This window comes from Streptomyces sp. NPDC055103 (genome assembly GCF_053607625.1).
The window spans coordinates 118,194-132,050 of sequence record NZ_JBSGTX010000007.1; the positions used below are offsets into that span (position 1 = coordinate 118,194).

Sequence of the window (13,857 nt, forward strand, 5' to 3'; positions counted from 1 at the left end):
GGGGCTGGCGGGGCTGGCGGGGCTGGCGGGGCTGGCGGGGCTGGCGGGGCTGGCGGGGCTGGCGGGGCTGGCGGGGCTGGCGGGGCTGGCGGGGCTGGCGGGGCGATGGTGAGCGACGGGCTGCCGGCCGTGCGCCACGGGCTCGACCCGCGGGGCGAGCGTGGTCGGCGCTGTCGTCCCGGCGACGACGAGACGGTGTCGCTCCTCACCGAGGCCGTCCAGTTGTCCGACCGCTCCGGTGAGGACCCCCGACTCGGCGTCCTCGCCCGGCTCCGCCTCGGCTCCGCCCACGCCGCCCGCGGCCGGTGGCAGGAGGCCGCCACCGTCCTGGAGGAGGTCCTGGCCGGGCCCCCGCAGGACGGGGACGAGGCGGCTCGCGCACGGGCAAGCGCCTGGCTCGCCTTCTGCGCGCTGCGGCTCGGCGAGCCCGATCGGGCAGCCCGGCAGTACGCGCTCGCGGCGGCCGAGGCCCGGCTCCGGGCCGACCGCCACCACGGCGCGGCCCTGAGCCACCGTGCCGCGCAGGCCCTCGGTACGGCCGGGGCGCCGGAGAAGGCGGCCCGGGCCTACGAACGCGCCGCCGACCTGTGGCGCTCGGTCGGCGACCACGGCGCCGCCGCGCGTTCCCTGCGCGCACGGGCCCGGCAGGTACGGACGGTCTGGGGAACCGCCCGGGCAGGAGTGGTCCTGGAGGAGGCCCTCCGGGAGGCCCGGCGCGGCCTGCGCGGAATTCCGGGGGCGGCGGAACGCGACCGACTGCGCGCCGAACTCGTGGCGATCCGCGCGGAGCTGACCGACCTCCTCGACCCCGCTGCCGGCGTCCGCCTCGACGTCCCCGGCACGGACGACGACACCGGTTGCGGACTGTGGCTGCCGCCGGACCCGTACGAGGTGTCAGGGCGCTACCAGGTGAGCGTGTACGGCGACGTGGGCGGGGTCGGCCCGTCGGCCGCCACCGCTCCGAGGACCCGAGTACAGGGGTGCGTGTGAGCAGAGTGATCGACGGCCGCTTCGAGCTGGTGGAGCGACTGGGCGGCGGCGGCATGGGAACGGTCTGGCGCGCCCGCGACCTGGCCCTCCACCGCGACGTGGCCCTCAAGGAGGTGCGTCCGCCGGATCCCGCGCTGGCCGAGTACGACGCCGAGGGCGCCCGGACACTGCGGGCACGGGTGCTCCGTGAGGCGCGGGCGCTGGCCCGGATCGATCATCCGGGCGTGGTGACGATCCACCACATCGTGGACGCGGGCGAGGGAACGTACCCGTGGCTCGTGATGGAGCTGGTCACCGGCGGCTCGCTCCAGGACCGCCTCGACCGGGGCCCGATGACGCCCACCGAGGCCGCCGTGCTCGGACACCGCCTGCTCGCCGCGCTGACGGCCGCCCACGACCGGGACATCGAGCACCGTGACGTGAAGCCCGCCAACGTCCTGCTGCGTCCGGACGGGCGGCCCGTCCTCACCGACTTCGGCATCGCGGCGATCCGCGAGTCCACCGTCCTCACGGCCTCGGGTTCGATCATCGGCTCGCCCGACTACATGGCGCCCGAGCGGATCCGCGCCGCTTCGAGCGGCCCCGCCGCCGACCTGTGGTCCCTGGGCATGCTGCTGTACGTGGCGGTGGAGGGCCACCACCCGCTGCGCCGGGCGACCACCCTCGCGACCCTGGCGGCCGTGCTCTCCGACAACGTGCCACCGCCCCGGCGGGCGGGCGCGCTCGCCGACATCCTGACCCGGCTGCTGGTGCGGGACCCGGCCGCCCGCCCGGACACCGCGGAACTCGACCGCGCCCTGGCCGCCGCCGCGACCGGCTCGGCACCGGCGGACGCCGAGGCCCAGGCCGAGACGGACGCCGAGGCCGACGGAGTCGAGCAGACGCCCGGTGGCGGGACGACCTCGTTCCGGCTCGCGCCTCCCGTGTCCGGGCATCCCGAAACAGCGCCTTCCGTACCCGTCGCCGTACCCGTACCTGTGTCCGCGTCCGTGGGTGCGGCGGAGCCGCCCTCGGCGGGGCAGTCCGGCGGCGGGCGGCGGAGGGGGCGTGTCGGCCGGTTCCTCGGCGGCGCCGTCGTCGTGGTGCTCGCCGTCGGCATCCCCGTCGGCGCCATGACCTGGGACTGGCGGCCAGGCGAGGCGGGCGACGGCCCGACCACCGCGCCGCCCTCGCAGCAGGGCCCGGGCGCCCAGCGCCCCGGCACGACGACGGCGTCGATTCCGACGCCGACACCGACACCTACGCCGGGGAAGGCGTCGACGCCGAAGGAGCGCGATCTGCTCACACCCGCCGGGATCAGGGCCGCCGTCGCCGCGGTCCACGCCGCCACGGACGGTGCGAAGGTCACCGGTTTCGTCGTGTACCCGGAGTACGCGGTGGCCCAGTCACTGGTCGAGGGCAGTACGAAGCGCTACGACCGGTACGTGTACCGGGGCGAGGACGTGGCCGTCCGTGAGGGCCCCGGCGGCACCGCGTTCCCCGGCTCGGTCCCGACCGACCTGGACGCCTTCGCGTGGGACGCCCTGCCCGCGCTCCTGAAGCGGGCCGACGAGGACCTGGGCATCGACCGGCCCACCAGCCGGTACCTCGTCGTCACCCCCGGCTCGACGCTCCTGGGGAGCGGCCCAGGCCTGAGCCTCTACCTGTCCGACACGTACGGCGTGGCGTACCTCAGCGCCGACACGAAGGGCCGGGTGACCGCCACTCATCCCCGCGAGAACTGACCGCCGCCCACCCCGGTCCTGACGACCAGCGAGGCGAGGCCCGCCCGGGTCTCCACACCCGTCTTGCGGTAGACCCGGGCGACATGGCTCTCGACCGTGCGGGGGCTCAGACAGAGCCGGTCGGCCACCGCCTGGTTCGTCAGCCCTTCGGCGACGAGGACCGATATCTCGCGCTCGCGCGGAGTGAGTACGGAGAGGCGTCCGCCGACGGCGCCGCCGACCGGCGGGGCCGGTCTCGTCCGGTCGGCCAGGTCGACCAGCATGCGGGCGCCGCCGTCGGCGGCCAGGCGGCGGCCCCTGCGCCACAGCGCGGCGGCCCGGAGTCCGTCGCCCGCGGCCTGTACCTGCGGGGCGGCGAGGAGCAGGCTGTGGGCCTCGCGCAGCCCGGCCCCGGAGCGGGCACTCTCCGTCGCGGCCTCGGTGAACGCCTCGGCGGCGGCCGCCGCTTCGCCCCGGTGGGCCAGCACCTGCCCCCACGCGCGCTGGGCGGCCCCGCGCTGGACGGGCAGACCGAGCCGTGCCGCCTCCGCGAGGGCGCGCCGGGCCACGCGCTCGGCCTCCGCCGGGTCTCCGGCCGCGAGGGCCGCCCCGGCGAGGAGCTCGAGATAGCCCGGGCGCAGGGAGGGCTGGAGCCGGGACAGGTCCTGGTCGCCGCCCGCCCGCAGGAGCGCCCCCCGCACCCGGTGCGGGTCCTGGTGGAGCGGGACGCTGTGGGCGAGCATGCAGCGGGCCTGCGTGGCCCACCAGCCCTGGGCGGTGCCCACGGTGGCCGCGGCCTCCTCCGCGGCGGTAAGCCCCTCGGGGTCGCCGAGGGGCCGGGTGTGGAGGAGGACGGTGGCGCGGATCGCCCGGCTGAAGCCGAGGAGTTCGGCGCCGCCCAGGGGCTCGGCGACGCCGAGGGACTCCTCCGCCAGGTCGAGCGCGGCGCCGGCCCTGCCGGTGACGAAGTGGACGTACGCCGAGCAGAGGAGGAGCTGCGAGAGCGCGAAGGGCCGTCCCGCGCGGCGGGCCACCGCGATGCCCCGCGCGGTGTGACGCTCGGCCGTTCCGTACTCCTCCAGGAAGGCCTCGGTCCAGCTCAGGCGGACCAGCGACTCGACGTGGCCGGCCAGTTCGCCGTCCGTGAGGGCGTCGGTGAGCGCCGCGGCCTCCGTCGCGCGGGCGCGGGCCGTGGCGGTCTCGCCCTCGTAGGCCTCGCCGAGGGCGGCGAGCGTCAGGGCCTCCACCGTGCCCGCCTCGTCGCGGCGGAGCCGCGCCCCGTCGAGCGTCCGGGCGACCTCCGCGCGGACCTCGGGGTAGCGGGTGGAGAAGAGGGCCCGGGCGCCCCACTCGACGACGAGTCCGGTCCGCAGCCCGGCCCGGGGGCCGGGGGTGCGCTCCAGCTCGCGGCGGAGCAGCGCGTCCGCCTCGGAGTAGCGGCCGAGGTGACGCTCCATGAACGCGCAGAGGAGGACGGCGGAGGTCCGGACCGCGGCCGTGTCAGGGGCGCCGCCGCCGGGGTCGGCGCCCGGGATTGCACCAGGGTCGGAGTCGGAGTCGGAGTCGGAGTCGGCGTCGGCGTCGGCGTCGGCGTCGGCGTCGGCGTCGGGGACAGCACCAGGGGCGGCACCGGCTGCGCGATCGGGACTGGAGTCCGGGCCTGAGCCCGGGCCGGAGTCCGGGCCGCAGGTGTCGATCAGTCGGTGGAGGAGGTCCCGGCTCTCCGCGACGCGTCCGGCCGCGCCGAGGGCCTGGGCTCGGCGGAGCGTCAGTTCGTGTCGGCCCGCGAGGTGTTCGGGGGTGTCGGGGAGGTGGTCGAGGGCGGCCGCGAGCCAGTGGGCAGCGCGCGCGGGGTCGACGGTCCCTGTCCGCTCGGCGGCTTCGACGAGTACGGCCGCGGTCTCGGCGTCCGGTCCTGTCGACGCGCCCACGAGGTGCGGGGCGCGCTCGGTCGCGGGTGCGTCGGCCCGGGCGAGTGCGGCCGCCGCCCGCCGGTGGAGCTCGCGGCGGCGCCACGGGTCGAGGGCGCCCCTGACCAGTTCCGGGAGAGCCGGATGGCGGGGGCCGAGGCTACGGCCGTCCCCGTCGGGCCGGACCAGGTCGCGGCGGGCCAGCGCCCGCAGGGCCACGCCGATCGCCTCCCGACCGCCCGCGCCCTCCTCGCACTCCCTCTCTCCGCTCCGTCCCCCCTCGGTCCCGTCGGCGGCTTTGGCGGGGACCGCCATGGCCGTGACCAGTTCGGTGGTGGCCCGGCCGTCGAGCACGGCGATCGCCTCGACGACCGCCCGCTCCACCGGGCCGAGCGCCGTCAGTTCGTCGAGGAGGACCGCCACCGGTCCGGTGCCGGGGGCACCGCCGGGGCGGCCACGGGTGTGGGCGAGGGCGCGGAAGTAGAGGGGGTTTCCGCCGCTGGCCGCGTGGAGCTCCCGGACCGTGTCCTGCGCCGCCCCGGGGGCGAGGCCCTCGGCGCATTCGTCCGCCGTCAGCGGGCCGAGGGGCAGCCGGGCGAGGGCGCCGGAGTCGGCGGCCCGGGCGAGGGAGGAGGCGAGAGCCGGCGCGGTCTGCCGCTCCCGGCGGGCCACGACGACCAGGACGGGTGCGCGCGGCGGGTGCCGCAGGATGTGGTCGACGAGGGCGACGGTGGCCGGGTCGGCCCGGTGGAGGTCGTCGAGGAGGAGGACGAGCCCGGGCGCCGGTACGCGGCCCAGCGCGGCACCGATCCGCCGCACGCGCGCGAGAGGCCCCTGTCCGCCCTGCACCCCATGACGGTCCTCACGGTCGTCGTGCTCGACGAGCCCGGCGAGTTCGGCCAGGGCCGGGGCGGTGGCGCGCTTCTGGTGGTCGAGGTCGGCGAACGCGTCCAGGAAGGCCTGGAAAGGGGTGCCGCCGTCCCCTTCGGGCGTTCCCGCGCAGCCGCGCAGGACGGTCGCTCCCCGCCCCCTGGACCGTACCGCGAACTCGGTCAGGACCCGGGTCTTGCCGATGCCTGGCTCGCCCGTGACGTCCACGGCCACCGGTCCCGTACCCTCCGTGCGGCAGCCCAGCAGCCCGTCCAGCCGGTCCAGTTCCCGGGCTCGCCCGGCGAGCGGCGCGCGGTCGGCGCACCCTTGGTCCGTGAAGTCGTCCACGTACAGCCCCCCTCCCGCTGCGGCACATCGGCCGCGCGGTCGTGCTCTTTCCCCGCTCTCAGTTGTACGGCACGCCACCGACAACAACCGTCGGCCGGACGACATCACCCGGACATCGCCACCCCGGCCGGCCTCACCCGTCCGTCAGCCGAGAGCGAGGGCCTTGAAGGCGCGGGTCTGCTCCGTGACGGCCCGCTCCGTGGGCAGCCGTTCGATCGACGAGGCGCCGAAGAAGCCGACGACGCCGGTGGTGTGCTCCAGGACATAGCGCGCGTCCTCCGGCTCCGCGATGGGCCCGCCGTGGCAGAGGACCAGGACGTCGGGGTTCACGCGCTTGGCCGCGTCGTGCATCTCCTGGACCGCCGCGGCCGCCTGGTCGAGCGTCATCGCCGTGCCCGCGCCGATGGCGCCCTTGGTGGTGAGCCCCACGTGGGGTACGAGGACGTCGGCACCCGCGGCGGCCATGTCGGCCGCCTGCTCCGCGTCGAAGACGTACGGGGCGGTCAGCAGGTCCCGCTCGTGGGCGGCCCTGACCATGTCGACCTCCAGCCCGTACCCCATGCCGGTCTCCTCCAGGTTGACGCGGAAGGTGCCGTCGTACAGACCGACCGTCGGGAAGTTCTGGACGCCCGCGAAGCCCATGGCCTTCAGTTCGTCCAGGAAGAGGTCCATGCGGCGGAACGGGTCCGTCCCGCAGACCCCGGCGAGGACGGGGGTGTCGCGGACCACGGGCAGCACCTCGCGGGCCATGTCCTGCACGATCGCGTTGGCGTCTCCGTACGGCAGGAGTCCGGCGAGCGAGCCGCGACCCGCCATCCGTTAGCGGCCGGAGTTGTAGATGATCAGCAGGTCGACCCCGCCGGCCTCGGCGCACTTGGCGGAGAGTCCCGTTCCCGCCCCCGCCGACGATCGGCCGGCCGGCGGCGACCTGGGCGCGCAACCGGGCGAGGACGTCCTGGCGGCTGACGGTGGATCCGGTGTTCACGGTGGTGACTCCTCGGTGTGGGGTGTCGTTCGGTAGGCCCGGCACGGGGTTCGTCCTGGTGCGCCCGGACGGGCACGTGGCGTGGCGCGGGACGGCCCCGCCATCCGATCCGCTGCGGATCGCGGATCTCGTACGGGGCGCGGGCGGGTGAGCGGGCGGACGGTCGGGTCCCGTGCCGGCGGGTCCCGACCGGGCGCGGGCGGGACTGGCTCGCGCGGGACTGGCTCGGGCGGGCCGCCGAAGCCCCCGGAACCCCCGGAACCCCTGGAGCCCCTGGAACCACCGCAGCCCTTCGACCCGGCGCGGCTCGACCTGGCCGACCCGTACCCCGTCTGCCGGCGCTACCGGGAGACGGACCCCGTGCACGCCGTGCGGGGCGGGCGTGACGAGCACGGCGGGGTGGCGCCCACGACCTGGTACCTCTTCGGCCACGCGGAGGTGGCGCACGTCCTGGCGGGGCGGGACTTCCGTCGTACGTCCCCGCTGACGGCGCGCGCGGCGCCGGTCCCGGACGGCTGCGTCACGCTGCGGCGGGTCGTCGAGAACTGGCTCGTCTTCCTCGACCCGCCCCGGCACACGAGGTTGCGGGCACGGGTGACGCCGCCGCTCGGGGCGGCCGCCGTGGCGGCGCTGCGGCCGCGCGTACGGGAGATCGCGGAGGAGCTCGTAGCGCCGCTCGCGCGGCGGCCCGTGGTGGAGCTCGCCGAAGGGTTCGCCGCCCCGTATCCGCTGCTGGTCATCGGTGGGCTGCTCGGGGTGGAGGCCGAGCGGTGGCCGTGGTTCCGTGCGCGGGCGCTGGCCCTGCAGCAGGCAGGCGGGACGCGGGGCGACCGGACTCCGGCCGCGCTGGAAGCGGCGGAGCGGGCGGCGGCGGAGCTGGACGGCTACTTCCGCCGGGAGCTGGCGGCGCGGCGTACCGAGGACCGAGGGGACCTCCTGTCGGCGCTGGCGCGGGCCGGGGTGGAGGATCCGTCCCTGAGCGCGTCGGAGCTGGCGGCGACCTGTACGCATCTGCTGACCGCCGGGCACGAGACGACGACGGGGCTGATGGGGAAGGCGGTGCTCGCGCTGCTGGCCCGCCCGGAGGTCGGGGCCGAACTCCGGGCCGATCCCGGTCTGTTGCCGAACGCGGTGGACGAGTTCCTGCGCCACGACCCGCCGGTGCAGATGGTGTCGCGGTGGGCGCACCGGGACACGGAGCTGGCGGGCCGGACCGTCCGCCGGGGCGACCGCCTCCAGCTGGTCCTGGGGTCGGCCCACCGGGATCCGGACCGCTTCCCGGACCCCGATGTCCTCGACATCCACCGGGACAGCGGCCGGCACTGCGCCTTCGGTCTGGGCATCCACTACTGCGCGGGGGCGGCGCTGGCGCGCGCGGAGGCCGAGATCGGTCTCGGTGTCCTGCTCGACCGCCTTCCGGCGCTCGCGCCCGGCGCCCGGCCGGGGGTGGAGGTGGAGTACGCGCCCGACTGGGTGTTCCACAGCCCGTCCCGCCTGACACTGTCCTGACCCCTGACCCCTGACCCCTGACCCCTGACCCCTGACATTGTCCTGACCTCTGCCGCCCCCTGCTTCCCCCGACACAGCAAGAACCCCCGCACCCCGGGAACTCCCCGACCCCACCCCGCGTTATACCCCCCACGGGTATAACGAGGAGGCTCTGTGACCACGAGAAGACTGACCGCACTCACCCCCGAGCAGGCGCCGGGCCGGGCGCGGGAGGTGCTGACCGACATCGCCGAACGGCACGGCTCCGTCGGCGAGATGGTGTCGACGATGGCGCACTCGCCGGCACTGCTCGACGGCTATCTGAGCCTGTCCCGGGCGATGAAGCGGGTGAAGATCCCCCGCTCCCTCAGCGAGAAGCTGTCGCTCGCCGTGCAGGAGTGGATCGGCTGCGGAACGTGCCGTGAGGCGCACGTCTCGGCCGGGCGGGCGACGGGGCTGAGCGAGACCGACATCGAACTGGCCCGTCAGGGCACGTCGACCGATCAGCGCGAGGCCGCGCTCATCGGCCTCGCACTCAAGGTCCTCGCCGAGCCGGGCTCCCTGGCGGACGAGGACGTCGCCGAGGTACGGGCGCACGGCTGGAGCGACCGGGTGATCGCCGAGGTGGTCGGGGTGGTCACGCTCAACCTGCTGACCGGGGCCTTCAACCTCCTGGCGGGGATCCAGCCGGACGGTGATCCCCAGAGATGACGAGGAAGGGGCCGGCGCACCTCCTAGGACGCGGGGGACGAGCCCGCCCTGAGGTCGGCGAGCAGTTCGGCCCGATCCGCGTGGACACCGGAGAGGATCGAGCGCGCCACCATCAGGAGTTCCGCCACCCGCGGGCTGGTCAGGGTGTAGTACACGGTCACGCCCTCGCGCCGGGCGACGACCAGGTTCGCGCGGCGCAGCACGGCCAACTGCTGGGAGAGGTAAGCCGCTTCGACTCCGATGTCACGCAGCATCTCGGCGACCGCGCGCTCGCGTTCGCTCAGCAGCTCCAGGACGCGGATCCGGACGGGGTGTCCCAGGCTTTTGAAGAACTCCGCCTTCAACTGATAGAGCGGCCCGCTCATCGCACCCACCCCGCGCCTCGCGTCGAACCAACTCTCTGCACCATGGCCCCATCCTCGCGCTTTCCGGGACGCGCGATCTACCGATCGGCGGAGTCGGGCCGCGTGAAGTGCCGGGCTCGGCTCACTCGCTCGGCCACGCGTCGCTGCGCCAGGCGCGCTGCTCTGCACCCGCGTCGAGGTGGGCGGCGAACGCCGCGTCGAGGTCGCAGTGGACCGGGATCGCCGGGCCTTCGCCCACGGGGACGAGGGGGCCGTCGGCGGGGATCGCGGCGAGCTCGAGGCTCCGCCCGGCGGCCCGGAGTCGGTGGGCGGCCTCCGTGACGGCGAGCTGCCCGCCCGTGGACCAGCCGCGCAGCCGGCTCAGATCGAGGACGACGGGCCCCGTGCCGCGCGCCACCGCCCAGCCCACGGCCCCGGTGAACCGCCCGAGGGCATCGGCACCGAGGAACCCGGCCAGGGACAACACGCCCAGCTCCTGCTGGACCGTGTAACGCCATTCGATGGTCATGCGCGTCGTCTTCCCTGTCGTACGGCGGTGGTGACGGGTCCGGAGCGGTCCTGGGGTGTGGGGGCCGGACCAGGATGTAATGAATTGCAGGATTATGCAATCGACCGTCTCACGGACCGGATAGGACGGCGGACGTCCCGGCCCCGGGCCACCGATCCTCGCCCCGCTCCCTAGGAGACGGGCGACCTGAAGGTGACGTCGGCGGCGGGCACGGTGACCTCCGCGTCGCTCCCGAGAGCGTACGCGGCGACGCGGGAGACCGTCGCGGCCGGTACGGCCTCGCAGACCCCCGGCACCGCCGGGCAGTCCTGGGTCGCGTGGGCGTCGTACGGCACGACGACGCGGTAGCCGCGCGCCAGGGCCGTACGAGCCGTCGCCTGCACGCACATCTCGGACATCACGCCGCAGACGGCCACCGCCGTGACTCCCGCGCCGGTGAGGACGCCGCCCAGCGGGGTCTCGTGGAAGCCGTCGTCCCGGGGCTTGCGGATCACCAGCTCCCGGGGGCCCGGCCGGACCGGGTGGTGGAGTTCCCAGCCCGGCGTGTGGGGCTCGTCCTCCGCGCCGGGCGGCCCGTCGTTCTGGAGGTGGACGACGAGCGCCCCGTCCCTCCGCGCCCGGGCGATCAGGTCCGCCGTCCGGTCGACGAGCCGCCCGGCCGCGGGCACGGCCCCGTCACCGACGACGAAGGCCGACTGCACGTCCACGACGATCAGGGCGTCCACGGTGAGGCCGTTCACGGTCACGTCGTCGACGGGCTGCGCGCACTGGGTCATCCCACCATGATCACCCCCACGGCCCCGCGGCTCCAGAGGATTTCGGCCGGCGGGTAGTGGGTTCTGTAGTGACAGGTGCTCCGGTTCGTGCGCGACGCTTCAGGCAAGATGAGGGCTCCAATCGGTTGGGGAGGGGCCTGGGGTGGGTTACGTACTGCAGGCGGTGATCGCAGGGGACGAGCTGCTGCGTGCCGCAGCACAGAACGTTCAGGGAGCACGAGTGGCGCCCCTTCGACAGGGCCTGTCGCTGATGCCGATGACGGATGAGGTCTACGACGGCGTCACGGACGGCAGCTCCACAGGGGCTCTCGGATTCTGGCGGCTGCCGGGTGGCTTCGACAGGCTGCTCGCTCAGTGGTCGGCCTCAGGGCCGGTTGCCTATGTGGAGGCCGAGTACTTCGGTGGCGTCGGCGAGCAACGAGCCGCCGTCTGGGCTGACGGGGCGCTGGTCCTGGGGCCGCTGGATGAGCCCACGAAGAAGCGGTTCTCCCGAACAGTCAGCCCGATCTCCCAGGCCCTGGGGCGGCTTGGCGCGCGAAGGAGCCTGGGTGAGGACGAGTTCGAGGCAGTGGGGCTGGACCGCCACCGTGACAACGAAGGCTGGGCCTCGTCCGGCGCCCGCTAAGCCACTATCGCCGGGGATGGCCGACAATGACCGGTGCGGGGTCACGATCGAGGCCCCCTCCATGTCCCTGACGACGGTGACGATCACGCTCGCCCTGGTCGATGCCTGGTTCGACGACGCGTACCGACGCCCCGACCTGGTCTGGGAGACCTGGCCCACGACCGGCTGAGCACACCGGGCCGACATCGACACCGACACCCGGCTGTCGCTGGACGTCGGCGCGCGTCTCGGCGCCTCCACCTCCGTCAGTCCGGCGTTACAGCCCGATCACTCTGATGACGGGCTCTGCCGCAGCTCGCCGCCGGCGGCGGTTCTCGCCCTCGACAGGAGTCGGCGGCCCGAGACGCCGGTGGCGAACAGGCCGGTGACGAGGGCGAGGAGGGACGCGCCCGGGCCCGACGTCCAGTCGACGGCCCTGGCGTGGACCGCGAGGATGACGGCGGTCGCGAGTGCCACCGCGGGGACGGCCGTGAGGGCGGGGCGGATACGGGTCAGGTCGTCCTCGGCCAGGGAGCCGAGGACGCCGACACCCAGGGCCAGCGCCCATACGCCGAGGCCCTGCGCGTCGGCGCGGTTCACCGTCCACGGCACGAGCGGACCCCAGAAGGCGGGGAAGGCGAGCAGGCCCGCGCCGATGCCGAGCCATCCGGAGCCGAGGACCGCGAGCAGCGGCTTCGACCAGCCGGGCAGCGGCGCGACGCGCGGGCGTCCGGCCCCGGACGACGGGGCGGGCCTGCGGTACTGCGCGACCAGGCACGCGGCGGCCGCGAGCCCGAGCAGCCCGAGGGTGGCGACCCAGCCGAGGCTGAAGAGGGCCAGGAACAGCGGGCCGCCGTGGACGGCCTGGAGGGCGCCGCCGTTCAGCAGGCTCACCGTGAAGAGGCCGACGAGGACGATCACGAGCGGCAGGACGAGGCTCCGCGCCTCCTCCCAGACGCGGGCCCTGCCGAGGGTGAACAGCGCGGGTGCCACGCCGGCCATGGCGGCGCCGACGACACCGGGGGTGAGCGCCTCCGGGGACACCCAGGCGCCCGCCGCGCGGCCGGCCACGCTCGTGACCGCGAGCAGGGTGCCCACGGTGAGGCTGATACCGCCCACGACTCCGCTCAGGAGCACCACGGCGGGTGAGAGTTCCCTGCCGTGGAGAGCGTCCGCATCACCCGAGACCGGGGCCGAAGGCGGGGGCGGGGGCGTTGTCGACGCCGTGTACTCGTTCGAGGTGCTCATCAGAGGTCGCCTCCCCGGGTCGCGGCGGCTACGGGGGCCATGTCCGGCGCGGCCGACGTCCGTTGCCGCTTGAGGAGTTCGCGACCGTGCAGTACGCGCAGGCTGACCACCGTGACGGCCGCGTAGGCGAGCATGCCGCAGCCGATGCCGACGCCCGCGATCAGGGCCGTGAGCCGGTCGAGGCCCATGGTCCGCTCCAGTACGGGCACGGACACCGCCGAGAACGCGGGGGCCAGGCACAGTGCAGCCAGGTGCAGGCGCCACTCCTCGCGCGCCCAGTCCGCACCGCGCACGCGCGCGCGTGCCGCCCGCACCGCGATGACGGCGTAGGTGACGGCGTACGGGACGACGTAGGCGAGGAGCAGCCGGCGTCCGCCGGTCCCCCGGTCGAGGAAGGCGACCGTGATCCAGGTCAGTCCGGCGGCGCCCGCGAGGTGGGCGGCGGCCAGGACCGGCCCTGGACACCACGTACCGGTCAGGCCGGGGACGGTGGTGCGCCGGTCGAGCGCGCGGGAGGCGAGCAGGGCGCCGAAGGAGACGAGGGAACCGAGGTGCATGATCGCGACGCGGTTGATCTCCTGGATCGAGAGCCCGGGGTAGAGCGAGGGCAGGAAGCCCCATTCGAGGCGCAGCAGCGGAGCGGTCATCAGGAAGCCGTAGCAGAGCAGCATCCAGCGCTGGTGCAGGTCCGGGAGGCCGCGGACGGCGGCGAGGACGCCGAGGGTCACGCTGCCGACGGTGCCGACGAGGATCGTGGCGAGGACGATCCAGAACGCAGCCCCGCTGAACGCCTGCTCCGGCGGGGTGCGGACGAGGTAGAGGGCGGCACCGGCCATCGACACGTACACGGTGACGGCGAAGACGGTCCCGGTGATCCGGTGCAGCCGGACGCGCCGCCGTACCGCCGAGAGCAGTTGGACGGGGCCGAGGAGCATCAGCAGGCCGCCGAGGACGGAGTGCACGATCAGCGGCGCCAGACTGCGGCCGTACGGTCCCATCCGGTCGCGCACGGCTTCGGCCACGAACTCCGGTGAGACGGACCGGCCGAGGAGCCACTCGCCGAGGGCGGGCGCCCCGGGGCTCGCGTACGGCCAGAGCTCGGTCGCCGCGATCGGCGCGTACGCCACGCAGACCACCGTGATCGCGAGGGCGGCGGCCCTCCCCCGTCTCGTGCTTGTCGGACGTCCCACGGCGGTTCCCCCTCCGAACGCGCGATAGTCCTGTTTGGACTATGGAGGAAGGTAGGGCGGGAGGCGGCTGGGGTCAACCCATCGGTAACACCGGCGGTAACACGGCTGGCGACGCCGCTCGTTGCCGCGCTGGTGACGCCCGTGGAACGTCACCTCTCCCC

The 13,857-nt window shown here is 75.1% G+C and carries 13 protein-coding genes and 1 pseudogene; 7 read left to right on the forward strand and 7 right to left on the reverse strand.

The window, feature by feature from the left end:
• The first annotated feature begins 105 nt into the window (after positions 1-105).
• Entirely contained in the window at positions 106-990 is an 885-nt protein-coding gene (locus tag ACWFR1_RS07300) for a tetratricopeptide repeat protein (RefSeq protein WP_453547487.1), read from the forward strand.
• Between the two features lie 53 nt (positions 991-1,043).
• Positions 1,044-2,714, forward strand: coding sequence for a serine/threonine-protein kinase (locus ACWFR1_RS07305; protein WP_453547620.1), 1,671 nt, complete (start codon positions 1,044-1,046; stop codon positions 2,712-2,714).
• On the opposite strand, the gene ACWFR1_RS07310 is transcribed toward ACWFR1_RS07305, so the two are convergent.
• Positions 2,696-5,821, reverse strand: coding sequence for an AAA family ATPase (locus tag ACWFR1_RS07310; protein WP_453547489.1), 3,126 nt, complete (start codon positions 5,819-5,821; stop codon positions 2,696-2,698). The two genes, ACWFR1_RS07305 and ACWFR1_RS07310, sit on opposite strands and share 19 nt — an antisense overlap.
• A gap of 144 nt (positions 5,822-5,965) precedes the next feature.
• Positions 5,966-6,670: pseudogene (locus tag ACWFR1_RS07315) on the reverse strand (phosphoenolpyruvate hydrolase family protein).
• Between the two features lie 140 nt (positions 6,671-6,810).
• On the opposite strand from ACWFR1_RS07315, the gene ACWFR1_RS07320 reads away from it, so the two are divergent.
• From ACWFR1_RS07320 to ACWFR1_RS07330, 3 genes are all read left to right on the forward strand, one after another.
• The gene (locus ACWFR1_RS07320) at positions 6,811-6,957 is read left to right on the forward strand and encodes an aromatic-ring hydroxylase C-terminal domain-containing protein (RefSeq protein ID WP_453547622.1); all 147 of its coding nucleotides are present in this window, start codon (positions 6,811-6,813) and stop codon (positions 6,955-6,957) included.
• A complete protein-coding gene (locus ACWFR1_RS07325) occupies positions 6,954-8,315 on the forward strand; it encodes a cytochrome P450 (protein ID WP_453547492.1) in 1,362 nt (453 codons plus the stop codon). The genes ACWFR1_RS07320 and ACWFR1_RS07325 overlap by 4 nt, the downstream gene beginning before the upstream one ends.
• A gap of 153 nt (positions 8,316-8,468) precedes the next feature.
• Positions 8,469-9,005, forward strand: coding sequence for a carboxymuconolactone decarboxylase family protein (locus ACWFR1_RS07330; protein WP_453547494.1), 537 nt, complete (start codon positions 8,469-8,471; stop codon positions 9,003-9,005).
• Between the two features lie 23 nt (positions 9,006-9,028).
• Here the strand turns inward: ACWFR1_RS07330 and ACWFR1_RS07335 are convergent, their stop codons facing one another.
• The 3 genes from ACWFR1_RS07335 to ACWFR1_RS07345 form a co-directional block, all read right to left on the reverse strand.
• Positions 9,029-9,370 (reverse strand): ArsR/SmtB family transcription factor, encoded by a 342-nt coding sequence (locus tag ACWFR1_RS07335; RefSeq protein WP_453547496.1) that lies wholly within the window; start codon positions 9,368-9,370, stop codon positions 9,029-9,031.
• A gap of 121 nt (positions 9,371-9,491) precedes the next feature.
• Positions 9,492-9,878: an STAS domain-containing protein gene (locus ACWFR1_RS07340; RefSeq protein WP_453547497.1), complete on the reverse strand. Its 387-nt coding sequence runs from the start codon at positions 9,876-9,878 to the stop codon at positions 9,492-9,494.
• Between the two features lie 170 nt (positions 9,879-10,048).
• Complete coding sequence (locus ACWFR1_RS07345) at positions 10,049-10,654, reverse strand: isochorismatase family protein (RefSeq protein WP_453547499.1); 606 nt, start codon at positions 10,652-10,654, stop codon at positions 10,049-10,051.
• A gap of 142 nt (positions 10,655-10,796) precedes the next feature.
• Here ACWFR1_RS07345 and ACWFR1_RS07350 point away from each other — a divergent pair, with 142 nt between their 5' ends.
• Together ACWFR1_RS07350 and ACWFR1_RS07355 are read left to right on the forward strand one after the other, a co-directional pair.
• The gene (locus ACWFR1_RS07350) at positions 10,797-11,279 is read left to right on the forward strand and encodes a hypothetical protein (protein ID WP_453547501.1); all 483 of its coding nucleotides are present in this window, start codon (positions 10,797-10,799) and stop codon (positions 11,277-11,279) included.
• A gap of 16 nt (positions 11,280-11,295) precedes the next feature.
• On the forward strand, positions 11,296-11,448 hold the full coding sequence (locus ACWFR1_RS07355) for a DUF5959 family protein (protein ID WP_453547503.1): 153 nt from the start codon (positions 11,296-11,298) through the stop codon (positions 11,446-11,448).
• Between the two features lie 98 nt (positions 11,449-11,546).
• Here the strand turns inward: ACWFR1_RS07355 and ACWFR1_RS07360 are convergent, their stop codons facing one another.
• Positions 11,547-12,506, reverse strand: a complete 960-nt coding sequence (locus ACWFR1_RS07360) for a hypothetical protein (protein ID WP_453547505.1) — start codon at positions 12,504-12,506, stop codon at positions 11,547-11,549.
• Positions 12,506-13,696, reverse strand: a complete 1,191-nt coding sequence (locus ACWFR1_RS07365; protein ID WP_453547507.1) for a DUF2306 domain-containing protein — start codon at positions 13,694-13,696, stop codon at positions 12,506-12,508. The genes ACWFR1_RS07360 and ACWFR1_RS07365 overlap by 1 nt, the downstream gene beginning before the upstream one ends.
• Positions 13,697-13,857 lie beyond the last annotated feature (161 nt).

Excerpts from the sequence above, each read along its gene's own strand:
- ACWFR1_RS07305 (WP_453547620.1), top strand. The coding sequence starts at position 1,044 with ATGGGAACGGTCTGGCGCGCCCGCGACCTGGCCCTCCACCGCGACGTG.
- ACWFR1_RS07335 (WP_453547496.1), bottom strand. The coding sequence starts at position 9,370 with ATGAGCGGGCCGCTCTATCAGTTGAAGGCGGAGTTCTTCAAAAGCCTG.
- ACWFR1_RS07345 (WP_453547499.1), bottom strand. The coding sequence starts at position 10,654 with ATGACCCAGTGCGCGCAGCCCGTCGACGACGTGACCGTGAACGGCCTC.
- ACWFR1_RS07340 (WP_453547497.1), bottom strand. The coding sequence starts at position 9,878 with ATGACCATCGAATGGCGTTACACGGTCCAGCAGGAGCTGGGCGTGTTG.
- ACWFR1_RS07360 (WP_453547505.1), bottom strand. The coding sequence starts at position 12,506 with ATGAGCACCTCGAACGAGTACACGGCGTCGACAACGCCCCCGCCCCCG.
- ACWFR1_RS07300 (WP_453547487.1), top strand. The coding sequence starts at position 106 with ATGGTGAGCGACGGGCTGCCGGCCGTGCGCCACGGGCTCGACCCGCGG.
- ACWFR1_RS07355 (WP_453547503.1), top strand. The coding sequence starts at position 11,296 with ATGGCCGACAATGACCGGTGCGGGGTCACGATCGAGGCCCCCTCCATG.